General features: G+C 62.5%; 26 protein-coding genes. 14 read left to right on the top strand and 12 right to left on the bottom strand.

From position 1 onward, the window contains the following. Both I554_RS0116645 and I554_RS0116640 read right to left on the bottom strand, forming a co-directional pair. A complete protein-coding gene (locus tag I554_RS0116645; protein WP_024577303.1) occupies window positions 1-321 on the bottom strand; it encodes a multidrug efflux SMR transporter in 321 nt (106 codons plus the stop codon). Between the two features lie 89 nt (window positions 322-410). Next, the gene (locus I554_RS0116640; protein ID WP_024577304.1) at window positions 411-1,160 is read right to left on the bottom strand and encodes a F0F1 ATP synthase subunit A; all 750 of its coding nucleotides are present in this window, start codon (window positions 1,158-1,160) and stop codon (window positions 411-413) included. A gap of 269 nt (window positions 1,161-1,429) precedes the next feature. On the opposite strand from I554_RS0116640, the gene I554_RS0116635 reads away from it, so the two are divergent. Further along, on the top strand, window positions 1,430-2,251 hold the full coding sequence (locus I554_RS0116635; RefSeq protein WP_024577305.1) for an MBL fold metallo-hydrolase: 822 nt from the start codon (window positions 1,430-1,432) through the stop codon (window positions 2,249-2,251). 10 nt (window positions 2,252-2,261) lie between these two features. Here the strand turns inward: I554_RS0116635 and I554_RS0116630 are convergent, their stop codons facing one another. Together I554_RS0116630 and I554_RS0116625 are read right to left on the bottom strand one after the other, a co-directional pair. Then, window positions 2,262-3,386, bottom strand: a complete 1,125-nt coding sequence (locus I554_RS0116630; RefSeq protein WP_024577306.1) for a hypothetical protein — start codon at window positions 3,384-3,386, stop codon at window positions 2,262-2,264. Window positions 3,387-3,403: 17 nt separating this feature from the next. Continuing rightward, the gene (locus I554_RS0116625; protein ID WP_024577307.1) at window positions 3,404-4,192 is read right to left on the bottom strand and encodes a thioesterase family protein; all 789 of its coding nucleotides are present in this window, start codon (window positions 4,190-4,192) and stop codon (window positions 3,404-3,406) included. Window positions 4,193-4,472: 280 nt separating this feature from the next. Here I554_RS0116625 and I554_RS0116620 point away from each other — a divergent pair, with 280 nt between their 5' ends. Beyond that, window positions 4,473-4,694, top strand: coding sequence for a hypothetical protein (locus I554_RS0116620; RefSeq protein ID WP_029659495.1), 222 nt, complete (start codon window positions 4,473-4,475; stop codon window positions 4,692-4,694). A gap of 39 nt (window positions 4,695-4,733) precedes the next feature. On the opposite strand, the gene I554_RS0116615 is transcribed toward I554_RS0116620, so the two are convergent. The 3 genes from I554_RS0116615 to I554_RS0116605 form a co-directional block, all read right to left on the bottom strand. Continuing rightward, window positions 4,734-6,434, bottom strand: a complete 1,701-nt coding sequence (locus tag I554_RS0116615; protein WP_024577309.1) for an MFS transporter — start codon at window positions 6,432-6,434, stop codon at window positions 4,734-4,736. 98 nt (window positions 6,435-6,532) lie between these two features. After that, window positions 6,533-6,967, bottom strand: coding sequence for a hypothetical protein (locus I554_RS0116610; RefSeq protein WP_024577310.1), 435 nt, complete (start codon window positions 6,965-6,967; stop codon window positions 6,533-6,535). A 160-nt stretch (window positions 6,968-7,127) separates the two neighbouring features. Next, a complete protein-coding gene (locus I554_RS0116605) occupies window positions 7,128-8,147 on the bottom strand; it encodes a tripartite tricarboxylate transporter substrate binding protein (RefSeq protein ID WP_024577311.1) in 1,020 nt (339 codons plus the stop codon). 329 nt (window positions 8,148-8,476) lie between these two features. Between I554_RS0116605 and I554_RS0116600 the strand changes: the two genes are divergently transcribed. The 8 genes from I554_RS0116600 (at window position 8,477) to I554_RS0116565 (ending at window position 16,079) form a co-directional block, all read left to right on the top strand. Next, window positions 8,477-9,424: a TAXI family TRAP transporter solute-binding subunit gene (locus I554_RS0116600; RefSeq protein ID WP_024577312.1), complete on the top strand. Its 948-nt coding sequence runs from the start codon at window positions 8,477-8,479 to the stop codon at window positions 9,422-9,424. A 167-nt stretch (window positions 9,425-9,591) separates the two neighbouring features. After that, the gene (locus I554_RS0116595; RefSeq protein ID WP_024577313.1) at window positions 9,592-11,706 is read left to right on the top strand and encodes a TRAP transporter permease; all 2,115 of its coding nucleotides are present in this window, start codon (window positions 9,592-9,594) and stop codon (window positions 11,704-11,706) included. A 23-nt stretch (window positions 11,707-11,729) separates the two neighbouring features. Continuing rightward, window positions 11,730-12,422, top strand: coding sequence for a DUF1850 domain-containing protein (locus I554_RS0116590; RefSeq protein WP_024577314.1), 693 nt, complete (start codon window positions 11,730-11,732; stop codon window positions 12,420-12,422). Between the two features lie 170 nt (window positions 12,423-12,592). After that, window positions 12,593-14,503 (top strand): propionyl-CoA synthetase, encoded by a 1,911-nt coding sequence (locus I554_RS0116585; protein WP_024577315.1) that lies wholly within the window; start codon window positions 12,593-12,595, stop codon window positions 14,501-14,503. A gap of 11 nt (window positions 14,504-14,514) precedes the next feature. Then, window positions 14,515-14,721 (top strand): DUF6494 family protein, encoded by a 207-nt coding sequence (locus I554_RS0116580; protein WP_024577316.1) that lies wholly within the window; start codon window positions 14,515-14,517, stop codon window positions 14,719-14,721. A gap of 131 nt (window positions 14,722-14,852) precedes the next feature. Further along, complete coding sequence (locus I554_RS0116575) at window positions 14,853-15,116, top strand: hypothetical protein (RefSeq protein ID WP_024577317.1); 264 nt, start codon at window positions 14,853-14,855, stop codon at window positions 15,114-15,116. 54 nt (window positions 15,117-15,170) lie between these two features. Next, window positions 15,171-15,383 carry an alkylphosphonate utilization protein gene (locus I554_RS0116570; RefSeq protein ID WP_024577318.1) on the top strand — a complete coding sequence of 71 codons (213 nt, stop codon included), beginning with the start codon at window positions 15,171-15,173 and terminating at the stop codon, window positions 15,381-15,383. 24 nt (window positions 15,384-15,407) lie between these two features. Continuing rightward, window positions 15,408-16,079, top strand: coding sequence for a DsbA family protein (locus tag I554_RS0116565; protein ID WP_152527708.1), 672 nt, complete (start codon window positions 15,408-15,410; stop codon window positions 16,077-16,079). 519 nt (window positions 16,080-16,598) lie between these two features. Here the strand turns inward: I554_RS0116565 and I554_RS0116560 are convergent. Further along, entirely contained in the window at window positions 16,599-16,850 is a 252-nt protein-coding gene (locus I554_RS0116560; RefSeq protein ID WP_024577320.1) for a hypothetical protein, read from the bottom strand. A gap of 60 nt (window positions 16,851-16,910) precedes the next feature. Next, window positions 16,911-17,612, bottom strand: coding sequence for a cell cycle transcriptional regulator TrcR (locus I554_RS0116555; protein ID WP_024577321.1), 702 nt, complete (start codon window positions 17,610-17,612; stop codon window positions 16,911-16,913). A 197-nt stretch (window positions 17,613-17,809) separates the two neighbouring features. Here I554_RS0116555 and ispH point away from each other — a divergent pair, with 197 nt between their 5' ends. The 3 genes from ispH to rnhA are packed head-to-tail and all read left to right on the top strand — an operon-like array spanning window position 17,810 to window position 20,215. Further along, a complete protein-coding gene (gene ispH / locus I554_RS0116550; RefSeq protein WP_024577322.1) occupies window positions 17,810-18,781 on the top strand; it encodes a 4-hydroxy-3-methylbut-2-enyl diphosphate reductase in 972 nt (323 codons plus the stop codon). A 7-nt stretch (window positions 18,782-18,788) separates the two neighbouring features. Continuing rightward, on the top strand, window positions 18,789-19,769 hold the full coding sequence (locus I554_RS0116545) for a homoserine kinase (RefSeq protein WP_024577323.1): 981 nt from the start codon (window positions 18,789-18,791) through the stop codon (window positions 19,767-19,769). Then, window positions 19,766-20,215, top strand: coding sequence for a ribonuclease HI (rnhA, locus tag I554_RS0116540; protein ID WP_024577324.1), 450 nt, complete (start codon window positions 19,766-19,768; stop codon window positions 20,213-20,215). Before I554_RS0116545 ends, rnhA begins: the two co-directional genes overlap by 4 nt. A gap of 170 nt (window positions 20,216-20,385) precedes the next feature. Here the strand turns inward: rnhA and I554_RS0116535 are convergent, their stop codons facing one another. Both I554_RS0116535 and I554_RS0116530 read right to left on the bottom strand, forming a co-directional pair. After that, a complete protein-coding gene (locus I554_RS0116535; protein ID WP_024577325.1) occupies window positions 20,386-20,871 on the bottom strand; it encodes a peroxiredoxin in 486 nt (161 codons plus the stop codon). Between the two features lie 118 nt (window positions 20,872-20,989). Continuing rightward, entirely contained in the window at window positions 20,990-21,856 is an 867-nt protein-coding gene (locus tag I554_RS0116530; RefSeq protein ID WP_024577326.1) for a protein-disulfide reductase DsbD domain-containing protein, read from the bottom strand. A 160-nt stretch (window positions 21,857-22,016) separates the two neighbouring features. Here I554_RS0116530 and I554_RS0116525 point away from each other — a divergent pair, with 160 nt between their 5' ends. Then, on the top strand, window positions 22,017-22,667 hold the full coding sequence (locus tag I554_RS0116525; protein ID WP_024577327.1) for a YqgE/AlgH family protein: 651 nt from the start codon (window positions 22,017-22,019) through the stop codon (window positions 22,665-22,667). Between the two features lie 12 nt (window positions 22,668-22,679). On the opposite strand, the gene I554_RS0116520 is transcribed toward I554_RS0116525, so the two are convergent. Beyond that, window positions 22,680-25,694, bottom strand: a complete 3,015-nt coding sequence (locus tag I554_RS0116520; protein ID WP_024577328.1) for a sensor domain-containing phosphodiesterase — start codon at window positions 25,692-25,694, stop codon at window positions 22,680-22,682. Between the last annotated feature and the right edge of the window lie 46 nt (window positions 25,695-25,740).

The raw sequence follows: 25,740 nt of genomic DNA, 5'->3' as shown, positions 1-25,740 counted from the left end.
TTAAGCCGGCGTCGAAAGCTTCATCATCACGAGACCGGAAACAATCAGGGCTGCGGCCGCAAGGCGCGTCAGTGTCGCCGCCTCGCCGAGAACGATAATTCCGACCAGGAACACGCCGACGGCGCCGATCCCCGTCCAGATCGTATAGGCGGTGCCGAGCGGAAGCGTTCTCATGGCGATCGACAGGAGTGCGAAGCTGCCGATCATCATCACAATGGTGATCGTGCTCGGACCGGGCTTCGTGAATCCTTCCGACTGCTTCATCGCATAGGCCCAGACGATTTCAAGAATGCCGGCCGCTGCGAGATAGATCCATGCCATTTCCAACTCTCCATAGGGCCGGGCCGTCCCGGTCATTGCGCCCGAAAATGGGGAGGTCGTTCCTCTGGACTTGAATGCGGCGCCTGCACCTAGTGCCCAGGATGCAGGGCGTCGTTGAGGTACATGCAGGTGAGCATGGTGAAGACGTAGGCCTGGATGACGCACATCAGCAGTTCCAGTGCGGTCAGCGCAAGCACCATCAGAAACGGCATTGCCGCACCGAGAATGCCCAGTGTCCCGAGACCGCCGAGACCGACGACGAAACCCGCGAACACCTTCAGCGTGATATGCCCCGCAAGCATCACCGCGAACAGCCGCACCGAATGGCTCACAGGCCGCGACAGATATGAAATCACCTCGATCGGAACGATGAACACCGCGATGTACGGTGGAATGCCCGAGGGCAGGAAAAGCCGCAGGAAACCGAACCCGTTGCGGGCAATGCCGTAAATGGTGACGGTCAGGAACACCATCATCGCCATCATGAAAGTCACGGCGAGATGGCTGGTGACCGTGAAGGCATAGGGGAACATGCCGAGCAGGTTCGCCACCAGGATGAAGCTGAACAGCGAAAACACCAGCGGAAAGAATCGCATGCCTTCTTCGCCCGCGTTTTCGCGCACGGTTCTGGCGACAAACTCGAATAGAAACTCCGAAGCCGACTGCCAGCGCCCCGGCCCGAGGCTGCGTCGCCGCGCCGAAAGCAGCATGAAGAGGCTGATGATGCCGACCGCAACAAACATGTACACGGTCGAATTGGTGATATTGATCTGCTGCCCGGCGATCTCGCCGAGTTTCAGGATCGGCTTGATTTCGAACTGTTCAATCGGTCCGGCCATGATGCCCCTGTCGCATGCAAAAGAATCGCGTCCGCTGGCACGGAGCGATCTGAACGGAGCATGACGAGGGGAAGGCTTCCCAACCGGAACGGCCATCCCGACATCTCTCCGGGAGATGTAGGGCCGTCCCCGACGAAGCTTCAGCAATACGGGTCGTCCCGCACGCAGCACCAGACTTAAACATCCATGACGGGATTTTCAAGTCACCGGCCGGTGTGTGTATACTCGATCGGTGGCGCATCGCGCGTCATTTCGACGGGAGCCTTTCGATGTTTCGATTGCGCCTGATTGTCGCATTGATCGGCATCATTCTGTCGGTCGATATCGCCACTGCGCAGGTCAAGGCGCCGCCGAGCGAGTGTCTTGCGATGGCGCAATCCATCCCCCGCGTCATGTTCGCGAGCCTGTCGGCCGTTGCGGCGGAGAAGGGCGAGGTAACGATCACCTATGCCGGACACTCGACCTATATCATCGAGACGCCCGGCAATGTCACCATCGCCACCGATTTCAGCGGCGCCTACACCGCGGGCAAATCGCCCAATGTCGTCACCATGAACCGGGCGCATTCGACCCACTACACGCTCAACCCCGATCCGCGCATCGCCCATGTGCTGCGCGGCTGGAACGACGGCGAAGGCCCGGCGCGTCATGCGCTGACCGTCGGCGATACCCTGATCCGCAACGTGCCGACCGATATTCGCGGCGGCTGGCGTTCCGGTCCCGACACCGTGATGCAGAAGGACGGCAATTCGATTTTCATCTTCGAGGTGGCGGGCCTCTGCATCGGCCATCTCGGCCATCTGCATCATCCGCTCGACGAGACGCATTATGCCGCGATCGGCCGTCTCGACATTGTCATGGTGCCGATCGACGGAACGTACACGCTGTCGCTCGACGGCATGTCGGAGATCACGCGGCGGCTGCGTTCGTCGATCGTGCTGCCGATGCACCGCTTCGCAACGCCGCTGAGCGATTTCATCGCGCGGATGAACGGGCAGTTCGAGATGGACATCCGGCCGGCGCGGTCGCTGTCGGTCTCGCGCGACACGCTGCCGAAGAAGCCGACGGTGATCATTCTGGATGGTGTCTAGGCGGCCGCATTCAAAATGCCGCGGCCAGATCCTTGGCGCCCTGAAGATTGACCTGGTTGTCCATCCGCGCATCCGTCGCCGCCAGCAGTTTGGCGACGGTGTTGTTGCGGATCGCCACTGGATTGCGCTCATAGCCGTTGCGCTGGAAGAAATTCGACGTCGGGACGATAGTGCGCATCGCCTGCGGCATCGACACCATGTCGAATCCGTTGCCGTCGCCGGTCAGGTTCATCATCTCGAGCTCGGCGGCGGTGAGCGGCGCGGTGTAGCCCTTGCGCTTGGCGAAGTTGACTGAATCCATCAGCTTCAGCGTCTGCAACAGCGGCCCGACATCGATGTCGAGGTTGAGCGCATGTACGGCCATGCCGCGCGGCGTAACGCCGAGCTTTTCATGCGCCCCCCATTCGTTGGGCACGGTTTTGCAGAATGCGATCATCTGCTGGACGATGGCGGTCTTGCGCTCCAGCGCGGCTCTTTGCGGTCCCGATGCCTGACGGATCTTTTCGCCAAGCGATTTGAGGATCAGGCCGCCATGCTCTGCGAGCAGGTCGATGGTGTTGGTGGTGAGAAGCTGATTGTAGCCGAGCGCGGTGGAGATCGCGCGGGCGCCGGGGCGGGTGCCTTCCAGCCCGGCCTGCACATCGTACTTGCCGTTGCCGCCGGATTCGAAGCTGTAGATCCGCACCGCCTGATCGCGGGTCAGGCCGAAGCTCGATGCCACCTGCGCGTAGGCGCGCTTGTAGTCGATCTCAGAGGCGGGTTTGCGCGGTGTGAACTGGAAGTGCTCCTGCGCATTGCTCAGAAAATCCGCCACCACGGGGATCGGCTTGCGCTCCGACGGCGGCTTGGCCGGCGCCGAGGGATCGATTGGCTTTGGCGGCCCGCTATAGACCGGCGGTTGGGTTAGCACATAATCCTCGGCGACAAGGGTCTCGCCGCTGCGCCGCTTGGCGTTCCGCGCCCGCCGTTTGTCGCTGATCGATGTCCAGTAGGCCGCGGCCTGTTCGTCGAACGGCTGGCGCACCGCATTGTATTCGGCAAGCTTGCGGCGATACTCCGCCATCGCCTGCGGCGTCTGTGCGACGGAAACGGACGACAGTGTCGCCGCGAGCAGGGCGATGGAAATCCATGACATCGTCCGCCGGAGAGGTCTCACATAAACACCGCAACGTTCTGCCGGCTGACCAATACGGGTTGTCTATCAGCATTCCAGAGAGTCGTCGCCTGACTGGAGTATCCGCCCACCACGTTTTCAGCCTTGGTCTGGAGCAACCACCAGCCGTCTCTGGTCTGCGGCATGTCGGTCAGCAGATCGATGGTCCAGGTCATGGTGCTCATCGGTCCTGGCCGCTCGAACAGCACCAGGGCCGCGGGCGGCGGCGCATCGGTGAGCGCGACCAGAGCCGCGATCGACGCCGGTTTCGCTTCGTCCTGATGCCGCAGCCAGATCGAAAAGTTCGGCTGCTGGCTCTGGCTGAACGGAGGGTTGCCTCCGGCGAAACGTCCCTCGAAGTGCTGGATGAAGTTCAATCCGGGAATCTTGCGGAAAAACGGCGGACACGTATCCGGTTCCGGCACCACGGGCGCTGCCAGGCTGCTGTATGCGGCGGCCGACGGACGGGCTGTGGCGTAGCAAAGCGTGGCCCGGGTCGCGAGACCGGCTTCGCCGAAAAGGTCGACGCCGACGAAGATCGTCGACTTGCCCTTGCGCAGAACGGTCGGCTTGATCGTGACCGTGCCGGTTGCCGGGCCGACGAACCCGAATTGTGCAGAGCGCAACGGCGGCAGCTCGCCGAACTGGCGCGCCACGCTTTCGAGGCAGAAGGCCGCGGACAGACCGCCATAGATGGTGCGGCCTTGAAGCCAGTCCTCTGTCGCCGTGACTGAACAGGTCTCGCCGCTGACCGTTATGGTGTCCATCAATGCGGTGAAATCGATCATGGTGCTGCGCCTGCTCCTGAAATCCGTTTCCGCAGATATACCTGTGCGATGCACAATAACCACGATCATGGCAGCCATGATTGTGGATGATCGCTGATCGCGCGGCCCCGTGGAACTTGGCGCGGACTCACCGCAGACTCAATCAGTCAGTAAAGCTGACCGAATCAAGTTATCAACAGGCGATTGAGCGACTCTTTCGAATCATTCTCGCTTCGCGATACGAGTTGGTTTCAACTATGACGCTTGCGTGACTGTGGCGTTCGCGTGCGGGGCGACGATCATGAACAAAATTGTTTCGCCGAAGGGTTTTATTTCGAACGAGTTGTCGAAGCTGTTCGGCGATGTACCCAAGCCGGATCGCGCCGAGTGGGAAAAGACACTCAAGGCGCTCAAGCCGTGGCTTAGCCCGGAAAAATTCGCAGAAACCGAAATCATTCACTGGCGCATGTTCGACCGCGCCAACCGATGGCATGAAGGCAAGCCATCGTCGTCCGACGACTGATATCTTTAGGATCATGCCGATCTGAAAGCGTTGCCGCGCTTACACGCCGCTGCTGGCGGGCGTTTCGATCGGCACGTCTGTTGTCTTTGTGCGATCCGGCGTTTCGTCCTTCCACCGCACCGACCCCAGCGGCCGCTCCAGCATGCGATGAACCTTGATCGGCTCCGGCCCCAGGTGAAACGCGATGGCCTTGAGCTGGATCTCGCGCTCGGACTGGGTCGAGCGGTTGCGCTGACGCAGATAGTCCAGCCAGGTGGGACAGTGATAACGTTCGATCCACAGTTCGGGATCGGCTATGTCGCGCGCGATCGACCAGTCATAGGCGCCGTTGCGCTGGCGGATGGCCTGGAGCTGCAGCATCGTGGTGTAGAACGCGCGGGCCTTCTGCTGGCTGACGCGATACTCGATTTCGACCACGATCGGTCCGCTCCGCTGCGAGATCGAAAGATTCACCTCCGGCTCTTCCAGCGCATCGACGGCGTCGTTGTTGGCGCCTTCGGTCGCCGGCATGCGCAGCCAGATCGCGAGCACCGGCGAAACGAACATCACCGCGCCTGCAATCAGCAGCCCTTTGTCCACGCCGACGCCGTTGGCGACATAGCCCCACAGCCAGCTACCGATCGCGACGCCACCGGCGATTGCCGCCTGATACGCCGCCAGCGCGCGGCCCGCGACCCAGCGCGGCGTCGAGAGCTGCACTCCGATGTTGAACAGTGTGACAGCGATCATCCATGACGCGCCGGCCACCACAAGTGCGGCTCCAGTCAGTGCGGGCCAGCGGCTGAGCGCAAGGACGCCGATCGCAAGGCCCATGGTCAGCGCGCACAGGCGAACCGCGTGTTCGCCGCTGAGATGCGCACGCACGCTGGAAATGTTGAGCGCGCCGAGCACACCGCCCATGCCGAAACAGCCAAGCATGATGCCGTAGGTCTGGGCGCCGCCATGCAGGATGTCGCGCGCGACCAGCGGCAGCAGCGCCAGCACCGAACCGCCCGCAATGCCCGTCACCAGTGTGCGGTAGAGCACGATGCGGATTGGCGGCGAGTGGATGATATAGCGCACGCCCGAAACCACGGCGCGGCGCAGCCGCTCCGGCGGCAGCCGCGATGGCTCCAGCGTGCGCTGCCAGAGATAGAGCACGACGATCAGCGGGATATAAAGCAGCACGTTGCAGATGAACGCGGCCACTGCGCCCGCCGCTGCGACGATGATGCCGCCCAGCGCCGGACCGAAACTGCGGGCGATGTTGTAGCTGATGCCGTTCAGCGCGACCGCCGAGGGCAGCGTCTCTGCGGGCACCTGTTCGCTGACGGAGGCCTGCCACGCTGGGCCGAACAGCGCCATGCCGCTGCCGATCATGAAGCAGAACAGCAGCAGGCTGTTGGGCGTGACCGCATTGAGATAGGCGAGGACGGCCAAGGTCACGCCGCCGAGGAACCCAACCGACAGCGCGACAAGGCCGACGATGCGGCGGTCGTACATGTCGGCGATGGCGCCCGCCGCCAGTGACAGCAGCATGATCGGCAGCATCAGAGCGGTCTGGACCAGCGCCACCATGCTGGCCGACGAGGTCATCTGGGTCATGGCCCAGGCGGCGCCGACGCCGTTGATCATCAGGCCGAGGTTGGTGAGCAGGCTCGCCAGCCAGATCCGCCGGAACACCGCGTGCTTCAACGGCGCTGCGATACCGTCGGCCGACAGCAGCGATCGTTTGGCGGGCTTGTCGGTCGTCGTATTCAAGACAGGAATCCTCGAAACAGCTGGATCATTAATGGACCGGCAGGCGCGCGATATGAAGCTGGAATGTGGTCCAATAAGGGGGCTTGAACAGGGATTTCCTACCAGCGCCACTGCCCGTCGGCGGTCCAGCGCGAGCGGTGGCCGGCGAGGCGCATCCAGCGGGTGACGATCTGATCGAACCCGGTCACATAGTCGCAGGCCTTGTCGCGCTTCCATTTCGCGTCGTCTCTGACGTCCGCGAAGGTCTTCTCGCTCGCGTAGGAATAGAGCTGGAGCGGCTTGGACGAGTCGCTGATTTCGGCGCGGTTGGCGATCAGTTCCCGGTCCAGCGTGTTGAACACCACACATGGCGTGCTGGCGTAGGTCATCCGCTGCTCGTCCACGATGACCTTGGCGTTGTCTGGAGGCGGCTCGATTTTATAGGACATCAGGATCGCGGCGGCTGCGAGCAGCGCGACAAGGACGATGCCGCTTAGAACCGGCCAGATCAGCCGGGGACGCCTGACAGCCTCTGTTCGGTCCGGTTGCGGCATGAATTCGATACCAGTGTCCCGTGATCCTTTGATTCTGACATTCGTAAAAGTGCCCGCGCTAAGTGTGATACGAATGTCAGACCGGATCACTCGCATCGCCGGCGGGATGTTCCCGGACGCCGCGGCGGATCAAATCCGCGGCAGCGTCCGGATAGAACGATTATTCAGGCTTGATCTTCGCGAATTCGGCGACCTTGCCCCACTTTTCGGTCTCCGCGATGACGAACGCCTGCATTTCCTCGGGCGTGTTGCCGATCGGCTCGCCGCCGAGCTTGCGGATACGCTCGATCCCTTCAGGCGACTTGATGTGCTTGATGATGCTGGCATTGAGCTTCATCACGATATCCTTCGACACCTTGGCCGGGGCCGCCACCGTGAACCATGATGCGGCGTCGTAGCCCTTCACGGTTTCACCGATGGTTGGGATGTTCGGCAGCAGCGGCCATTTCTCCGCGGTGCTTACTGCCAGCGCGCGCACGTTGTTGTTCTCGGCGAAGGGCAGCACCGCCGGGAGGTTGTCGATCATGACATGGACGCGGCCTGCGACGAGATCCGTGAGCGCCGGTGCGCTGCCTTTATAGGGAACGTGCACGATATCGACGCCGGTCATCGACTTGAACAGTTCGGTGGACAGATGCGCGGTGCTGCCGAGACCCGGCGTGCCGTAGAACAATTGTCCCGGCTTCGATTTCGCCAGCGCAATGAATTCGGCGACCGACTTCGCGGGCACTTCAGGATTGACCGACATCAGATTCGGGACCCGCGCGATGATGGTCACCGGCTGGATGTCCTTGATCGGATCGTAGGGCATGTTCTTCTGAACATACTTGTTGATCGCGTGGGTGCCGGGTGTGCCGACGATGAAGGTGTATCCGTCGGGATCGGCCTTTGCGACAAAATCGGCGGCGATGTTGCCGCCTGCGCCCGGCTTGTTCTCGACAATGAACTGCTGGCCGTATTCTTCCGACAGCTTCTGCGCAACGAGACGTCCGAGAATGTCGGTGGTGCCGCCGGCGGCGAACGGGACGACGAACTTGACCGGGCGATCCGGCCACGCGGCGGCCTTCGAGGCGCCGCTCAGGAATGGGGTCGCTGCCAGTGCAGCGCCGCCTGCGAGAACGCTGCGGCGGGTGATCCGCGATGCTGAATGAGGCTGTGGTGACGTCGGTCGCTTGGTCATATCTTCAGAGTCTCCATCCCGCCCGCCTGTGCGGGCCTTGTCTGTGTCGCCGTATGCTTCGGCGCTATCAGCGTTCTAGAGCAAGCCGGGCAGCTTGACCATGTGAGCGGCCCGCAGCGGATATGGCTGCAACCCCGATGCGATGTTGCTTTGTTGGCAGATCGTATTGCGGCGGTGTGACGGTTCCTTATCGCAGTGCAGCAAAGGGCGTTTTCCCTAGACGAACGTCTATGCCGGGCGACGCTTTCGCAGCCGGTTCTTTGGTGTCTCGCGGGTTGACCGCGACCCCTCATCCGTCCACTTTCCCGCTAATTCAAAAGAGGAATCCAATGAAAAAGAAACTCTTCGCTGTTGCCGCCGCTGCTGCGGTCTCGCTATCTGCGCCGGCTGCCCATGCCCAACAATTCATCAACATTCTGACCGGCGGGACCTCCGGCGTTTACTATCCGCTCGGTGTCGCGATCGGGAAAATCTACGGCGACAAGATTTCCGGTGTGAAGACACAGGTGCAGGCCACCAAGGCATCGGTCGAAAATCTCAACCTGATCGAGCAGGGCCGCGGCGAACTCGCCTTCACCCTGGGCGACTCGCTCAAGGCCGCGGTCGATGGCGACGAGGAAGCCGGCTTCAAGAAGCCGCTCGGCAAGCTGCGCACCCTCGGCGCGATCTATCCGAACTACATCCAGATCGTCGCCATTTCCGACAGCGGCATCAAGACGCTCGCCGATCTCAAGGGCAAGACGCTCTCCGTCGGCGCGCCGAAATCCGGAACCGAACTCAATGCGCGTGCGATCCTGAAGGCGGCGGGCATGGAGTACAAGGATCTCGGCAAGGTCGAGTATCTGCCGTTCGCCGAATCCGTCGACCTGATGAAGAACCGCCAGCTCAACGCGACGTTGCAGTCGGCGGGCCTCGGCGTCGCGTCGCTGAAGGACCTCTCCAGCTCGGCAGAGATCAATGTCGTCTCGGTGCCGAAGGCCACGGTGGAGAAGATCGGACCTCCGTTCGTTTCCGTTGTGATCCCGGCGGGAACCTATACCGGCCAGAAGGAAGACGTGCCGACCGCGGCGGTGGTGAACTATCTCGTCACCAGCTCGGCGGTGTCCGACGATCTCGCCTATCAGATGACCAAGCTGATCTTCGAGTCGCTGCCGGAAATCGCCAACGCGCATGTCGCCGGCAAGGACATCAAGCTGGAGACGGCTGCGACCGGAAGCCCGGCGCCGCTGCATCCGGGCGCGATCCGCTACTACAAGGAAAAGGGCCTGATCAAGTAAGCGATCAGGAACGGCTATTGGTGATTTGATAAAGACGTCATGCCCGGGCTTGTCCCGGGCATCCACGTCTTAAGAAGTCGATCAGCAAGGCGTAGATGGCCGGGACAAGCTGGCCATGACGAGTTGAGATAGGTGGGCTGAGACGCTGTAAGGCGCGGGGATTTGAGATGTTGCACGAGCACGGCACCGAAGAAAAAGTCAAAGTCGAACTCGACAATTTCGAGCACGGTTTTCCCGAAGGCTTCGGGCCGGGAATGTGGGGCCATCTGGCCTATGTCATCGGAATTGCCTTCGCGGTGTTTCAGCTCATTATCGCGGCGTGGAATTTCCTCCCGAGCCAGGCGGTGCGCGGTATTCATGTCGGCTTTCTGCTGCTGCTGACGTTCGGTCTGATCGCCAATTTCACCGCCAGGACGAATTTCCAGCGCGCCGTGGGATGGATCATCGGCGGGGTCGGATTTTTCTGCGGCCTCTATCAGTATCTGTTCTACGCCGAGCTGATCCAGCGCGACGGCGATCCGACCCGGCTCGATCTCGTGATCGGCACCGTGCTCGCGATCCTTATCTTCGAAGGCGTGCGGCGGATGATGGGCCTCGCGCTGCCGCTGATGTGCGGCGCGTGTCTGCTCTACTGGTTCTTCGGGCAGTATCTGCCGGCGCCGCTCAACCATCGCGGTTACGATTTCGACCAGGTTATCACCCATCTGTCCTACGGCACCGAAGGATTCTACGGCGTGCCGATTTACGTGTCGGCCACCTACATCTTCCTCTTCATCCTGTTCGGCTCGTTCCTCGAACGCGCCGGCATGATCAAGCTGTTCACCGATGTCTCGCTCGGCCTGTTCGGCGGCACGCGCGGTGGTCCGGCCAAGGTCGCTGTCGTCGCGTCCGGTATGATGGGCACGATCTCGGGCTCTGGCGTCGCCAACGTCGTCACCGTCGGCCAGTTCACGATTCCGCTGATGATCAAGTTCGGCTACCGCCGCGCGTTCGCTGCGGGCGTCGAGGCCACAGCCTCGATGGGCGGCCAGATCATGCCGCCGGTGATGGGCGCGGTCGCGTTCATCATGGCGGAGACGCTGGGTGTCGATTACTCGGTGATCGTGAAGGCCGCCGTCATTCCGGCGATCCTGTATTTCGCCTCGGCGTTCTGGATGGTGCATCTCGAGGCCGGCAAATACGGCCTCACCGGCATGAAGAAGGACGAGATCCCGAGCGCGATCAGGGCGCTCACCAACGGCTGGTATCTGGTGTTGCCGCTGGCCGCGCTGGTGTTCATGCTGTTCGAGGGATTCACGCCGCTCTATGCCGGTTCGATGGGCCTCGCGCTGACCGTCGCACTGATCCTCGGCGCCAGCATCGTGCTCGGCTTCTCGAATGTCGCCCTGCGCTACGTGTTCTGGATCGGCCTCGCGCTGATCGCCGGGTCGCTGTTCCGCAATGGCAGTTCGGTGGACATTCGCTATGTTGCGGCCATCGTCGGCGTGCTCGTTCTCATCGCGGCGCTGACGCGGGGCGGGCGCGCCACGCTGACCGCCTGCCGCGACTCGCTGGCGGACAGCGCCAAGTCGGCGCTCACCGTCGGCATGGCCTGCGCCATTGTCGGCACCATCATTGGTATGATGACGCAGACAGGCGTCGGCACCATTTTCGGAAGCTGGGTGATCGGCCTCGGCGAGAAGAGCCTCTTCCTCGCGCTGATCATGACCATGCTGCTGTCGATCCTGCTCGGCACCGGCATTCCGACGATCCCGACCTACATCATCGTTGCGGCGCTGGCTGCGCCTGCGCTCGCCAAGCTCGGGGTGCCGCTGATCATCAGCCACATGTTCGCATTCTACTACGGCATCATGGCCGACCTTTCGCCGCCGGTGGCTCTCGCCGCGCTGGCCGCCGCGCCGATTGCGAAAGAGAATCCTGACAAGATCGGCTGGGAAGCGATGCGCATTGCACTCGCCGGTTATGTGATCCCGTTCATCGCGGTCTATTCGCCCGCTTTGATGCTGCAGAACGGCGATCCGATGCAGGCGCAGTTCGGCTTCTACGGCGCGGTGGCCTATGCCTTCGTCAAGGCGGTTGTCGCCATCGGCCTGTTCGGGATGGTGGCCATCGGCTTCCTGTTCGCACGCATGACGGTGACCGAACGCGTGGTGTCGTTCATTGCGGCCCTGTGTCTGCTCGGCGAATTCCAGTACAGCGACTGGATCGGCTTTATCGTCGCGGTTGGTGCGGTGATCTGGCAATGGCGCAAAAAGCCGGTGCCGGTTACGGTGGCAGCTTGAGCGTAAATCTCTGAGGTGTCGGTGTGAGTCTGTGTCTTGCCACCGCCGGCGTCGTGAAGTCGCTGGTGGTTGCAGCCTTCACGCTGTCATGGACCCATTCGGTCGAGAAGGTCGAATGGCAGGAGGACTGGCGCGTCACGCCGCTGGGACTCGAAATCATCGAGGCTCGCGTCAAGGGCTCGGGGGCGGGCATGGAGCCGCCGCCTGAAGCACTTCTCAGGAACGGCTGGTTTCGCTGGAAGCCGCAGCTTCCGGTACTGCCCGAGGTCGCGCTGGGAAATTCGGGACTGGCCGGCGAGTGGCGATTGTGCCGTGACGGCGCCTGCCAGGATCTGTCCGCCATTCTTGGCCGTCCGGTGGGCACTGCCGTCACCACCGTGAGCGTGTGCAAGACGGATCAGATCACAAAGGCGCTGGATGCGAAGACGCTGCTGGCGCGCGGCGACGACTTCAATATCAAGGGTGAACTCGACCGCGCCATCGCCGACTACGATGCGGCGCTGAAAGTTGAGCCGGCGCTGGCCGAGGCGCTCAACAGCCGCGGCATGGCCTGGCGCGCCAAGGGCGATCGCCGCCGCGCGCTGTCGGATTTCGATGCTGCGCTCAAGCTGAAGCCGGACTATGAAGCCGCGCGGGCCAACCGCAAAAGCCTGTTCAGCGAGATCGAACGCCTCGGTGCGCAGATGCCGCTGACCGGAAAGGACAAGAAGCAATAGGGTTGGTGCCGTCATCCTTCGAGGCGCGCAAGTGCTCGCACCTCGGGATGACGGAGCGTATCATCATAATGTCGCAGCCGTTGCCGCTTGAACTTGTGGCATCAGGCTGACAATGCTTGTGCCGACAACAAGAAAAGTCCGCTACAATTTGGCGTCCAGGAGTGATCGTGATGAGTGCCATATCCAACAGCCGCTATGCCGAAGTTCATGCGCGTTCGCTGCGCGATCCTGAAGGATTCTGGGCCGAGGCGGCGCGCGAGATCGACTGGATCGAGCCGGCGAAGAAGGTCTTCGATCCCTCGATAGGGCTTTATGGCCGCTGGTTCGCGGGCGGCGTGGTCAACACCTGCTACAACGCACTGGATCGTCATGTCGCCGGCGGGCGCGCCAATCAGCTCGCGCTGATTCACGACTCGCCGCTGACCAATACCGTTACCAGGTTCACCTACGCTGAACTCCTGCACGAGGTGCAGACCCTCGCCGCCGTGATGCAGGACTTCGGCGTAGTGAAGGGCGACCGCGTCATTCTCTACATGCCGATGGTGCCCGAGGCGATGGTCGCGATGCTGGCCTGCGCGCGGATCGGCGCGATCCACTCCGTGGTGTTCGGCGGCTTCGCGGCGAAGGAACTTGCGACGCGCATCGAGGACGCCGCACCGAAGCTCATTCTTTCCGCAAGCTGCGGCCTCGAGCCCGGCCGCATCGTCAAGTACAAGCCGCTGCTGGATGAGGCGATCAGTCTCTCAAGCGTGAAGCCGCAGGCCTGCATCATCCTGCAGCGCCCGCAGGAAACCTGCGATCTCGTCAAAGGCCGCGATCACGACTGGAACGAATTGCGCGCCGCCGCCATCAAGGCGAAAAAGTCGGCGGCCTGTGTGCCGGTGCTGGCGACCGATCCGCTGTACATTCTTTATACGTCAGGCACGACCGGAAAGCCGAAGGGCGTGGTGCGCGACAATGGCGGGCATCTGGTCGCGCTGAAATGGTCGATGTTCAATCTCTATGGCGTGAAGCCGGGTGAGGTGTGGTGGTGCGGCTCCGACATCGGCTGGGTGGTCGGCCACAGCTACATCATTTACGGTCCGCTGCTCCACGGCGCGACCTCGATCATGTACGAGGGCAAGCCGGTCGGCACGCCGGACGCGGGCGCATTCTGGCGCGTGATCTCGCAGCATGGCGCCGTGGCGTTCTTCACCGCGCCGACCGCATTCCGCGCCATCAAGAAGGAAGATCCGAACGGCGAGTTCATCCGCAAGTACGACCTGTCGAAATTCCGCACGTTGTTTCTTGCCGGCGAGCGCGCCGATCCGCCGACGGTGGAATGGGCCGAGCAGCAATTGAAGGTGCCGGTGATCGATCACTGGTGGCAGACGGAAACCGGCTGGTGCATCGCGGGCAATCCTGTCGGTCTCGGCACGCTGCCGGTGAAGCACGGCTCGCCCACGGTGCCGATGCCGGGCTATCAGGTCGATGTCGTCGACGAAGCCTCGAAGCCGCTGCCGCCGAACACCATGGGCTCGATCGTGATCAAGCTGCCGCTGCCGCCCGGCAATCTGCCGACGCTGTGGCAGGAGGACGAGCGCTGCAAGGAAGCCTACTTCACTGAGTTTCCCGGTTACTACAAAACCTCCGACGCCGGTTACAAGGACGAGGACGGCTATGTCTTCGTGATGGGCCGCACCGACGACATCATCAATGTCGCCGGGCATCGTCTCTCCACCGGCGGCATGGAAGAGGTGCTGGCCTCGCATCCCGATGTCGCCGAATGCGCCGTGCTTGGAATTAAGGATTCGGTGAAGGGCGAGGTGCCGTGCGGCTTCCTCGTGCTCAAGGCGGGTGTGACGAAGCCGGTCGCGGAGATCGAAAAGGAGATCGTCGCGCTGGTGCGCGAGAAGATCGGCCCCGTCGCGGCATTCAAGCTCGCGATCACCGTGGCGCGGCTGCCGAAAACCCGCTCGGGAAAAATCCTGCGCGGCACCATGAAGAAGATCGCCGACCATGAGCCGTGGACCATGCCCGCGACCATCGAGGACCCGGCGGTGCTGAATGAAATCGAAACTGCGCTGCAGGGACGGACATAAAGGAGACGACAATGAACGAAGACGTCTTCAACACCAGCGTGCGGAAATTTCTCAAGCAGGTCGGCGTCACGTCGCAGCGCGAGATTGAAAAAGCGGTGCGTGAGGCGATTGCTGCAGGCCGCCTGAAGGGCAGCGAGAAACTGCCCGCCAAAATGGTGCTCACCCTGGACGGGGTCGCGCTCTCCTTTACGGTCGATGGCGACATCGAACTGGGATAGGCGAAGAACGGCATCGCTTCGCTCGCCTATCCCGGCGATCCATGCCTTGCTTTTGCCGACTGTGGCAGTCAAAGACGTGGATGGCCGGGTCGAGTCCGGCCATGACGGAATAATGGCAAACTGGCGTCCACATGAAACTGACCGGACCAACTCTTTTTTTGGTGACTGCGGCCCTGCTGCTGGGAGGCTGCGCCCAGTTCGAACGCAATACCTCGCCGCAGACAACGGTGGATGACGACGCTCTCTGCCGGGCCGAGGGTGAACCCGGTTCGCCGGGTTATGTGGCCTGCCGCAAGAACCGCGACGTCCAGAGCAGCCGGGCTGCAGGCAGCAACTCGCGGATCGAGCGCTCGCACCGCAACCTCGCGGAAGACATGCTCAACAATCCGCGCTAAGGCATGCTGGTGATCAGCGGCGCGCAGGATGCCGCGCTTTACCAAGGATACGTCATGGCAGTCAGGGACAGCAACGGCAACGAACTGAAAGAAGGCGACACCGTCGTCGTCATCAAGGATCTGAAGGTCAAAGGCTCGTCCAGCGGCATCAAGCGCGGCACCGCGGTGAAGAACATTCATCTCACCGACAACGAAGACGAGATCGAAGGCCGCACCGACAAGATCAAGGGCCTCGTGCTGCGCACGGAATTCCTCAAGAAGGCGTGATCCTGCGCGCCTCGAAAGCTGATCATGATGATTTTCGCGAAGCGCTATTTTCCCGGCCTCGCCGCCGCAATGCTCGTGCTGACGTTCCTGGCCTTCGAGTCCGCGCAAACCGCGCCGGCGCAGGAGCAGGGCGCTGCCTCCGATGTGCTGAGCAAGGATGCGGTGCTGCGCGACGCCGACAATCCCGTGCTCGGAAATCCGAAGGGCGACATCACCATCGTCGAGTATTTCGATTACCAGTGCCCCTACTGCAAGAAGATCTCGCCGGTCCTCGATCAGGTGATCAACGACGACAAGAATGTGCGGCTGGTGCTGAAGGACTGGCCGATTCTCGGCGATCCGTCGGGATATGCCGCGCGCCTGGTGCTGGCTGCGAAGTATCAGAACAAGTATGAGGCCGCGCACCGCGCGCTGATCGTCAAGGTCGGCCGCCTGACCGAGGCCGCCATCGACGAAACGCTGACACAGGCCGGCGTCGATGTCGCCAAGGCGAAGGCCGATCTTGCGGCCAACAAGGCTTCGATCGATGCGCTGCTCAAGCGCAACAGCGAGCAGGCGCAGGCGTTCGGCTTCCGCGGCACGCCCGTCTTCATCGTCGGGACGTTCCGCATCCCCGGCGGCCTGACCGCGGAGCAGTTCAAGCTCGCGATCGCCGATGCGAGGAAGGCTGCGAAGGACGGGGCGAAGGGGAAGTGAGCCCTTTCTGTCGCGGCCGACCGTCTGCGGCTTGACAAGCTTACTCTAAGATTATATTCCTATCTCCGTTATCTTCCGCCGTCTCATGAGCGGCGGAAGAGCGCAATATGACGACGGTGGAGCGCCGGGAGGCGCAGCGCCAAAGTCATTTGGCGCGCGCGGCCCTCGCAAGGCTGCGCAGGCGACCGATCGCAAGGTTCGCCTCACGGGTGTCTCGCAAGCACCCCGGCGCCTCCCGAGGCTCCATCGCCTTCGCGCATTGGCGCGGGGCATATCACACCTCGGACGCGTTCAATCGCGCCGCGAGATCGTGTTGGTATGTGGAGATTGTTGGCGTGTGAAGACAAGCGCGGCCAAACATTCGATGTCATCCCCGCGAAGGCGGGGATCCATAGCCCTGAATTTTCAGATTCTACGCGATGCAGCAACGACGCTCTTGTCGGCACCGATGCAAAGAAGAGTCTGGGTCCCCGCTTTCGCGGGGACGACGATGTAAACGCAGCTTGTTGGGAGCAATTGCTACGGCTTCTCAGCGGGCTTGTCGAAACACTCGGCGACGAACTGCGCCAGATCACGCCGCTGAATCTTCGCGACCTTCGCGGCGTTGTTGCACTCTATCAGCTTGACCTGTTCGGCGCGGCGCTTCTCGGCGGCTTCGCGAAACTCCGGCGCAACCGTTTTGGGATCGACGATCTTGTCGGCGCGCGCCGATGCGCCGCCAAGTGCGGTCAGGGTTGCGACAAGAAAAAGGAGCGTGACGCGGCTGCGCATCACACTCCTGTACCACTCATCCGGCGGCTGCAACATGCCCCGTTTGGGGCATGGTTAAGCCTACTCGTCTTCGGCCTTCTTGCCGCCGATGGTCTTCAGCTTGGCGAACACGGCGTCGACATTGATGTCGTCACGCTGCTTGTCCGAGATCGGCGAGGCTTCGTGCTCGGCGTCCTTGCGGGTTGTCTCCGAAGCCGGCAGCAGGGTCGCGCCGCCGTATTGCTGGGCGGCGGGCTTTTCCTTGGCCGCGCGCTGAACCTCGAAATCGAGCTCGATCTGCGAGCACAGGCCGAGGGTCACCGGGTCCATCGGCGTCAGGGTCGAGGCGTTCCAGTGGGTGCGGTCGCGCACGCTGGCGATCGTCGTCTTGGTGGTGCCGACAAGGCGCATGATCTGGCTGTCCTTGAGCTCGGGATGATTGCGCACCAGCCACAGGATTGCGCTCGGCCGCTCATGGCGGCGTGAGACCGGCGTATAGCGCGGGCCCTTCTTCTTCTTGGCTTCCGGCAGAATGACCTTGGATTCGCCGAGCTTGAGGCGATAGTCCGGGTCGGCCTCGCCGCGCTCGATCTCCTCGCGGGAGAGCTGGCCGGTCGAAATCGGGTCCATGCCCTTGATGCCCTGCGCGGCGTCGCCGTCGGCGATGGCGCGAATTTCGAGCGGATGCATCTTGGTGAACTCGGCCACCTGGTCGAACGTCAGCGCGGTGTTATCAACCAGCCACACGGCAGTCGCCTTCGGCATCAGCGGTGCATTGCTCATGGCAAATCTCCTTTACGCTTCGCCCGCCAGATTTTTTGGGGGGTAAAGCCGTCTGGTCATCGGTGATGACGGGAATTCGTCCCTATATAGTCTGCCGAGGGCAGGCCGTTCAATGGTTTTGATCGCCCTTGACAGAACGGGGAAGGCAGCCCCAAGTCCCCTTTAACGGTTCCGAAAACCCTTGATTCCGGCTCAAAATGACCCCTGACGCTCAAAAACCGCAGCTTTCAGTCGTGCTTTGTTCCCCCCGAGGCTTCTGCGCCGGGGTGGTCCGGGCCATCGACACGGTGGAACGCGCCCTGAAGCTTTACGGCGCGCCGGTCTATGTGCGTCACGAAATCGTGCATAACCGCTATGTGGTGGAAAGCCTGCGCGAAAAGGGCGCGATTTTCGTCGCGGAACTGGACGAAATTCCGCAGACCAGCGCGCCGGTGGTGTTTTCCGCCCATGGCGTGCCGAAGGCCATTCCGAACGAGGCCGACAAGCGCAATTTCTTCACCCTGGACGCAACCTGTCCGCTGGTGACCAAGGTTCACCGCGAGGCGGCGATCCATTTCAAGCGCGGCCGTGAAATCATCCTGATCGGCCATGCCGGTCATCCCGAAGTGGTCGGCACTCTCGGCCAGTTGCCGAAGGGCGCGGTCGTTCTGATCGAAACCATGGATGCGGCGCGCACCTTCCAGCCGAAGGATGCCTCCAAGCTCGCCTTCGTGACGCAGACCACGCTGTCGATCGACGACACCGCGGAAATCGTCGCCGTGCTGAAGGAGCGCTTCCCGGACATCGACGGCCCGCACAAGGAAGACATCTGCTACGCCACCACCAACCGCCAGCTCGCGGTGAAGAAGGTTGCGCCGCAGGTCGAAGCCATGATCGTGGTTGGCTCGCCGAACTCGTCGAACTCGCAGCGCCTGCGTGAGGTTGCCGAGCGCGAAGGCTGCAAGGTCTCCGTGCTGGTGCAGCGCGCGTCGGAACTCGACTGGTCGAAGTTCGAAGGCATCAAGACCCTTGGCATCACCGCGGGCGCATCGGCGCCGGAGGTCATCGTCGAGGAAATCATGGATGCGTTCGCGGCCCACTATCATCTGAAGGTGGAGACTGTGTCGGCGGCGATGGAAAACGAATTCTTCCCGCTGCCGCGCCCGCTGCGGAACGACGCGGCGGAATAGGCGTGACATGGCGGTTTACACCGACGTCACCGCCGAAGAGCTTGCGGATTTTCTAACCCCATACGGGATCGGCGACCTGCTGTCCTACAAGGGCATCGCCGAAGGCGTGGAGAATTCCAACTATCTGGTTCACACCAGCGGCGGCTCCTACATCCTGACCCTGTACGAGAAGCGCGTCGCGAAAAACGACCTGCCGTTTTTCCTCGGACTGATGGGCCATCTGGCGGCCCATAACATCACCTGTCCGCAGCCGGTGCTGAACAGGAGCGGCGAGGCGCTGGGCACCCTTGCCGGGCGCCCGGCGGCGATTATCACCTTCCTTGAAGGGATGTGGCCGCGCCGGCCGAGTGCGACGCATTGCACCGGCGTCGGCCAGGCGCTGGCGAAGATGCATCTGGCCGGTGCGGATTTTCCCATGACGCGCCCCAATGCGCTGTCGGTGAAGGACTGGCGGCCGCTGTTCGATCAGGCTGCTGATCGTGCGAACGATGTGCATCACGGCTTGCGCGCGCTGCTGGGTGCCGAACTCGATCACCTCGAGAAACGTTGGCCAAGCGATCTCCCGAAGGGTGTGATCCATGCCGACCTGTTTCCGGACAACGTGTTCTTTCTCGGTGACAAGCTGTCGGGCCTGATCGACTTCTATTTCGCCTGCAACGACATGCTCGCCTACGATGTCGCGATTTGCCTCAATGCGTGGTGCTTCGAGATCGATCACTCTTTCAACGTCACCAAGGCGCGGGCTTTCCTTAATGCCTATGCCCGGGAGCGCAAGCTCTCGGCCGCGGAACAGGACGCGCTGCCGCTGCTGGCGCGGGGTGCGGCGATGCGTTTCCTGCTGACGCGCCTTGTCGACTGGCTCAACGTGCCGCCCGGCGCGCTGGTCAAGCCGAAGGACCCGCTGGAATATGTCCGCAAGCTGCGTTTCCACCAGAGTGTGAAGAGCATGCGCGATTACGGCGTCGAGCAGTCCGGGATGGTGGCGTGAGCGACGCAAAACTTCCGCATGTCACGATCTTCACCGATGGCGCGTGCTCCGGAAATCCGGGGCCGGGCGGCTGGGGCGCGATCCTCCGTTTCGGCGATGTCGAGAAGGAATTGAAGGGCGGCGAGAATCCATCCACCAACAACCGCATGGAATTGATGGCGGCGATCTCGGCGCTTGAGGCATTGAAGAAGCCGGCGTCGGTGGATCTGACCACCGACAGCCAGTATGTCCGTCAGGGCATCACAAGCTGGATTCACAACTGGAAGCGCAACGGCTGGAAGACCGCCGACAAGAAGCCGGTGAAGAATGCCGATCTCTGGCAGCGGCTCGATGCCGCGCTGAAGGCCCACAAGGTCCGCTGGCACTGGATCAAGGGCCATGCTGGCCACGCCGAGAACGAGCGCGCGGACCAGTTGGCGCGGGAGGGGCTGGCGGAAAATCGTTGAGGGTCAAGGGAAGTGTAGTTTTTCCCGGCGTCGTCCCCGCGAAAGCGGGGACCCATAACCACTGAAGGTTATCGAAGACAGATCCTGATAGCCCGCTTAGGAAGTATGGGTCCCCGCTTTCGCGGGGACGACATCTCGTGTGTTTCGGCTCTCGCGGAAAGACGCTTGCCTCAAAGCTGCGACAGCAGGGTGTCGCCGCCGGACACTTCCACCTTGCCGGGGTTCGTCTCGAGATTGAAAATCTTCACCGTGCCGTCTTCCACCAGCATCGAATAGCGCTTGGAGCGGATGCCGAGTCCGTTGCCGGAAGCGTCGAGCTCAAGGCCGGTCGCCTTGGTGAATTCGGCGTTGCCGTCGGCGAGGAAAATCGCCTCATCGCGCTGGTCGGTGTCGCGCTTCCAGGCGCTCATGACGAAGGCATCGTTGACCGACACGACGGCAATGGTGTCGACGCCCTTGTCCTTCAAGGCATAGGCGTTCAGGAAAATGCTCGGCATGTGCATCTTGTGGCAGGTGCCGGTGTAGGCGCCGGGGACGGCGAACAGCGCGACCTTCTTGCCCTTGAAAATATCGTCGGTGGTTTTGACCTGCGGGCCCTCCGCGGTCATGACACGAAACTTGGCCTCTGGCAGCTTGTCGCCAACTTTGATGGTCATCGGTGTTCTCCGTGAGATCGGTGCAGTGTCATAGCGCGGTTTCCGCAAGGGTGGGAACCGGTTTTGCGAATGGGAGACGCGCAATTTGTCGGTAAACTGCGCCTGCTGCGGTGCGCTCTCAGTCGGCCTTCGGTGGCAAGGGGGCATTGACCTCGTAAGCGCCGCTGGGTCCCGCGACCGTCAGCTTCAGGATCGCGCCTTCGGGCGTCGCACCCGGAGGAAGCCCGTCAAGTTCGAAGGCGAAACGCAGAAGGCCGTCCGCCTCGCGCCTGATCAGCTTCGGCACCGGCAACGCCCAGTCCGGGGTCGGGCCTTCGGCAAAGAGCTGAACCTCCCTGTCCTTGTGGGTTGCGCTCTTATCGTCCAGAGCCACATCGACCAGCACCAGCTTGCCGTCGCGCCGGATCTCGCGGATGGAGACCGGTGTCGTGTCACCGACCTTGGCGGGCTTCGGCACGGTTTCGAGCGCCGCGGCGATGGCGCTGTCTTCGGTGCTGGCGACGCTGACAAATCCAAGTTCGGCGTTGGCTTCGACCGGGATGCAAAGTTTTTCGCACACCGCGTAGCTGATCGTCGCGCGCAGCGTCACCGGCTTGTCAGGACTCTTTGCAATGATCCGCAGTGGCAGCAGCACCTGGTTGTTGTAGCCGAATGAAATTCCTCCGGCGCCGTCGGGGAATTTCATCGGAACGGGCCAGAGAATTTTGACGGAGTCGATGTTGTCGGACTTCGAAAAATCGATCCGCGGCGGCACGCCGGAATCTCCCGGCGTGCGCCAGTAGGTTTTCCAGCCCGGCTGGAGCTGGAAGCTGATGCCGCCGAGCAGCACGTTGCCGCTGCGCGAACCGGCGATCAGCCGGACGGACGAATACGTGTCTTTGATCCATGGCGAGGCGTCATCCGCGCGCGCGGATAATGGCGCGAGGCAGGCCATCGCAGTGAGAGCAATGCCGGAGGCTGTGCGAACGGGAACCAAGAGTGTCATCAGACGTCCTTACAGGGTGGTATCCCTGTGAGCCATTGAATTGCCTGTGATCCGGTCTTTTTCGCGACCAAATGCTGCATGTTGCAGCCGCCCGGCGCGGCTTGATTGACAGAACTGGCACCCAATATCAGGATGGTTGAACAGTACGAGAGTCGTTGCGATGAAGGCCACGCGCAAGAAGACCGAAAAGACTGCCGGTGGCCAGATCCTGGCCGAAGGCGAGATGTCGGGCGCCGGTTATCTCGACGGTCAGTTGCTGATCGCCATGCCTGTGATGGACGATGAGCGCTTTGCCCGCTCGGTGATCTACCTGTGTGCCCATTCGTCCGAAGGGGCCATGGGCATTATCGTCAATCGTCCGGCCGGAAGCATCGATTTTCCGCAGCTGCTGGTGCAGCTCGACATCATCAACAAGGCCGATCAGATCAAGCTGCCCGGCAGCGCCGAGGAGATGAAGGTCCTGAAAGGCGGCCCGGTCGATACCGGCCGGGGCTTCGTGCTTCATTCGAGCGATTTCTTCATCAAGGATGCGACGCTGCCGATCGATGACGGAATCTGCCTTACCGCCACGCTCGACATCTTGAAGGCCATCGCGGCCGGCGCCGGACCCAAACATGCCATTCTGGCGCTGGGTTATGCCGGCTGGGCGCCCGGCCAGTTAGAGAACGAGATCCAGCACAACGGCTGGCTGCACTGTCCCGCCGATCCCGATCTGATTTTCGGGCCCGACGCCGAGGACAAGTATCAACGCGCGCTCGAAAAGATCGGCATCGATCTGGCGATGCTGTCGAACGAAGCCGGGCACGCCTAAGCGAGAAAACCTTTAAGCCGTCTCGGGTCCGGGCATGGCAGCAGGCGCTGTCGTTGCCGCGGGCGGCGGTGTCGGCGTTGTGATGTTGCGGATGCTTTGCCGGCGGTTGCGCGGCTGCTGAACCTTTTCACCGGTCAGCAGCCGGAGGCTGGCGTCGGCGTCCATCGGCTCGCCGAAGGCAAAGCCCTGCGCGTATTCGCAGCCGAGCTGGAACAGCTCGACGGCGTCGGAATCGGTTTCCGCACCCTCGGCCACTACTTCCATGTCGAGATCGTGCGCCAGCGCGATGATCGACTTGAGCAGCACCGGACGCGCGCCGCGGCTCGAGGTGCGCACGAACGACTGGTCGATCTTGATGGTGTCGAACGGGAAGCGTTGCAGATAGGCCAGCGATGAATGGCCGGTGCCGAAGTCGTCCAGCGACAGGCCGACGCCGAGCTCCTTGATCCGGTGCAGCATCTGCGCGGCGTGCTCGGGATTTTCCATCACGAGGGATTCGGTCAGCTCCAGCTTGAGCGAGCCGCGCGCCACGGCGGAGCGTGACATCACGCCGCGTACGTCGTGGATGAGGTCATGACGCAGCAACTGCCGCGACGAGACATTCACGCTGGCGAAGATCGGCTGGCGCGAGCGCACGGTGCGCTGCCAGATCGCAAGCTGCTTCGCCGTGGTGTCCATCACGAACAGACCGAGCTCGACGATCAGGCCGATCTCTTCCGCGATGGAGATGAATTCCGACGGCGACATGCGGCCTAGCTTTGGGTGATCCCAGCGCGCCAGCGCCTCGAAGCCCGCGATGCTGCGGTCTTCCAGCCGGACGATGGGCTGGTAGAGAATGGTGATTTCCTGCCGCTCGATGGCGCGGCGCAGCTCGGATTCCAGCGCGAGGCGGTCGGTCTTGCGTGCGCGCATGGCCGGTTTGTAGACGTCGATGCGGTCGCCGCCGATGCGCTTGGAATGATACATCGCAAGCTCGGCGTCCTTGATGATCTCCTCGGTCAGCGGCACCTGCGGATCGCTCAATGCGAGGCCGATCGATGCGGTGAGGAAAATCTCGCGGCCGTCGAAAGCGATCGGCGCCCGGATCGTCTTGCGGAGGGTTTCTGCAAACGCCGTGATCCGCGCCGGTTCGTGCTCCGAGGTCAGGATCAGGCCGAACTGGTCGCCGGCCAGACGCGCCAGCGTGTCCTGGGGTTTAAGGATGCGGGCGAGACGGCGCGCCAGCGTCAGCAGGATCGAGTCGCCGACAGCGATGCCGACGGAGTCGTTGACCTGCTTGAAGCGGTCGAGATCGATCACCATCACGGTGGGGCGCAGGTTCGGCGTGGTCTTGGCGAACATCGACACCGCGCCGAGGCGATCGATGAAGAGCTGCCGGTTCGGAAGGCCGGTGAGATTGTCATGCACCGAATCGTGGAGCAGCCGTTCTTCGGAATTCTTGATTTCGGTGACGTCGGTCAGCGTGCCGACCACGCGCGAGACTTCGCCGTCCGAGCCGACCACCGGGCGCGCCTTGAGCGCGAACCACATGAAGTGCCCGTCGGGCGTGCGCAGCCGGAAGTCTTGTACGAGACGGCCGCGGCGCTGATCGAGCACGCTGTCGAGCGCGGCGCGGAAGCGGTCCTGATCCAACGGGTGAAGCACCTCGAGCCATTTGGCGGCGGGGCCTTCCAGCGTGCCGCGTTTGAGGCCGAGCAGCACTTCGGTTTCGGGACTGGTGAACACCTTGTCCGCCGATACATCCCAGTCCCAGATCAGATCGCCGGAGCCGGTCAGCGCCAGCGCGCGGCGCTCCACGTCGGAGACGACGCCGTTGGTGGCGCCGCCGCCTGCGAAGGCATGCTGCATCACCGTGAAGCCGATCAGCATCACGATCAGCACAAGGCCGCCGAGCAATGCAGGTCCGACGATATCGTTGGTGACCGCGCCGGCAATGGTCATGCCTGCGGCGGCGACCCAGACCATCAGCAGGAACCAGGTCGGGATCAGCAGCACCGCGCGGTCGAATCCGTGGGTCGAGAGGTAGACAATCAGCGCGAAGCCGAACACCGCAATCAGCGCCAGCGAGATGCGCGCGATGCCGGATGCGACGGCGGGATCGAACAGGGCGAGCGCGACCAGCGCGCCGAGGAACACCAGCCAGCCCATGGTGATGTGAGAGTAGCGCACATGCCAGCGCGACAGGTTGAGATAGGCAAACAGAAACACCAGCAGCGTCGCTGCCAGCATCGCCTCGCCGGACGCGCGCCATACGCGCTCCGCACCGGCGGACATGTCGAACACCTTGCCCCAGAATCCGAAGTCGACGCCGATGTAAACGAGAACCGCCCACGCGAGCGCCGCCGCAGCCGGGAACATGATGCTGCCCTTGACCACAAACAGGATGGTCAGCACCAGCGCGAGCAATCCGGAGATGCCGATGACGATGCCCTGATAGAGCGTGAATGAGTTGACCTTGTCCTTGAAGGCTTCCGGCTCCCACAGATAGAGCTGCGGAATCTTGTCGGTGCGCAGTTCCGCGACGAAGGTGATCACGGCGCCGGGATCGAGGGTGATGCGGAACACGTCCGCTGTCGGGTTCTCCTGGCGCTCGGGACGGTCGCCGGTCGAGGGCGTGATCGAGGCGACGCGCGACAGGCCGAGATCCGGCCACAGCAGTCCCGACGAGACGATGCGGTAATGCGGCACGACGATCAGGCGGTCGAGCTGATCGTCGGTGTTGTTGGTGAGCGCGAACACGACCCAGTTCTGGCCGCCTTCGCGCGCGCGGACTTCGATGCGCCGGACGATGCCGTCGGTGCCGGGCGCGGTGGAGACCTGGATGCGGTCGGTGTCGCTGCGCTGGAATTCAAGCACGCCGGTCAGGTCGATTGCAGGCGCGTCGCTGCGGACGCTGATCGCGTCGAGCGCATGCGCCGGCTGCGCGGCGGCGAACAGGGTCAAGCTCAGCAGTAATGAGAGCGCTGCGGCCCGAAGCGAACTTCGAATGTGAAACACTTGCAGCGCGAAGCCTCTGATCGAGCGCAAAGTCAGCTCTCCGCGTGGGGACCGGCGGGGTTAACAGGACCCGCCG

The sequence above is a fragment of the Afipia sp. OHSU_II-C1 genome (assembly GCF_000497575.1).
Lineage (GTDB): Bacteria > Pseudomonadota > Alphaproteobacteria > Rhizobiales > Xanthobacteraceae > Afipia.
The sequence above is the reverse complement of the archived record's forward strand: the minus strand, read 5'-3'. Positions and strand labels throughout refer to the sequence as shown.

Excerpts from the sequence above, each read along its gene's own strand:
- I554_RS0116645 (WP_024577303.1), bottom strand. The coding sequence starts at position 321 with ATGGCATGGATCTATCTCGCAGCGGCCGGCATTCTTGAAATCGTCTGG.
- I554_RS0116640 (WP_024577304.1), bottom strand. The coding sequence starts at position 1,160 with ATGGCCGGACCGATTGAACAGTTCGAAATCAAGCCGATCCTGAAACTC.
- I554_RS0116635 (WP_024577305.1), top strand. The coding sequence starts at position 1,430 with ATGTTTCGATTGCGCCTGATTGTCGCATTGATCGGCATCATTCTGTCG.
- I554_RS0116630 (WP_024577306.1), bottom strand. The coding sequence starts at position 3,386 with ATGTCATGGATTTCCATCGCCCTGCTCGCGGCGACACTGTCGTCCGTT.
- I554_RS0116625 (WP_024577307.1), bottom strand. The coding sequence starts at position 4,192 with ATGATCGATTTCACCGCATTGATGGACACCATAACGGTCAGCGGCGAG.
- I554_RS0116620 (WP_029659495.1), top strand. The coding sequence starts at position 4,473 with ATGAACAAAATTGTTTCGCCGAAGGGTTTTATTTCGAACGAGTTGTCG.
- I554_RS0116610 (WP_024577310.1), bottom strand. The coding sequence starts at position 6,967 with ATGCCGCAACCGGACCGAACAGAGGCTGTCAGGCGTCCCCGGCTGATC.
- I554_RS0116605 (WP_024577311.1), bottom strand. The coding sequence starts at position 8,147 with ATGACCAAGCGACCGACGTCACCACAGCCTCATTCAGCATCGCGGATC.
- I554_RS0116600 (WP_024577312.1), top strand. The coding sequence starts at position 8,477 with ATGAAAAAGAAACTCTTCGCTGTTGCCGCCGCTGCTGCGGTCTCGCTA.
- I554_RS0116595 (WP_024577313.1), top strand. The coding sequence starts at position 9,592 with ATGTTGCACGAGCACGGCACCGAAGAAAAAGTCAAAGTCGAACTCGAC.
- I554_RS0116585 (WP_024577315.1), top strand. The coding sequence starts at position 12,593 with ATGAGTGCCATATCCAACAGCCGCTATGCCGAAGTTCATGCGCGTTCG.
- I554_RS0116580 (WP_024577316.1), top strand. The coding sequence starts at position 14,515 with ATGAACGAAGACGTCTTCAACACCAGCGTGCGGAAATTTCTCAAGCAG.
- I554_RS0116575 (WP_024577317.1), top strand. The coding sequence starts at position 14,853 with ATGAAACTGACCGGACCAACTCTTTTTTTGGTGACTGCGGCCCTGCTG.
- I554_RS0116570 (WP_024577318.1), top strand. The coding sequence starts at position 15,171 with ATGGCAGTCAGGGACAGCAACGGCAACGAACTGAAAGAAGGCGACACC.
- I554_RS0116565 (WP_152527708.1), top strand. The coding sequence starts at position 15,408 with ATGATGATTTTCGCGAAGCGCTATTTTCCCGGCCTCGCCGCCGCAATG.
- I554_RS0116560 (WP_024577320.1), bottom strand. The coding sequence starts at position 16,850 with ATGCGCAGCCGCGTCACGCTCCTTTTTCTTGTCGCAACCCTGACCGCA.
- I554_RS0116555 (WP_024577321.1), bottom strand. The coding sequence starts at position 17,612 with ATGAGCAATGCACCGCTGATGCCGAAGGCGACTGCCGTGTGGCTGGTT.
- ispH (WP_024577322.1), top strand. The coding sequence starts at position 17,810 with ATGACCCCTGACGCTCAAAAACCGCAGCTTTCAGTCGTGCTTTGTTCC.
- I554_RS0116545 (WP_024577323.1), top strand. The coding sequence starts at position 18,789 with ATGGCGGTTTACACCGACGTCACCGCCGAAGAGCTTGCGGATTTTCTA.
- I554_RS0116535 (WP_024577325.1), bottom strand. The coding sequence starts at position 20,871 with ATGACCATCAAAGTTGGCGACAAGCTGCCAGAGGCCAAGTTTCGTGTC.
- I554_RS0116530 (WP_024577326.1), bottom strand. The coding sequence starts at position 21,856 with ATGACACTCTTGGTTCCCGTTCGCACAGCCTCCGGCATTGCTCTCACT.
- I554_RS0116525 (WP_024577327.1), top strand. The coding sequence starts at position 22,017 with ATGAAGGCCACGCGCAAGAAGACCGAAAAGACTGCCGGTGGCCAGATC.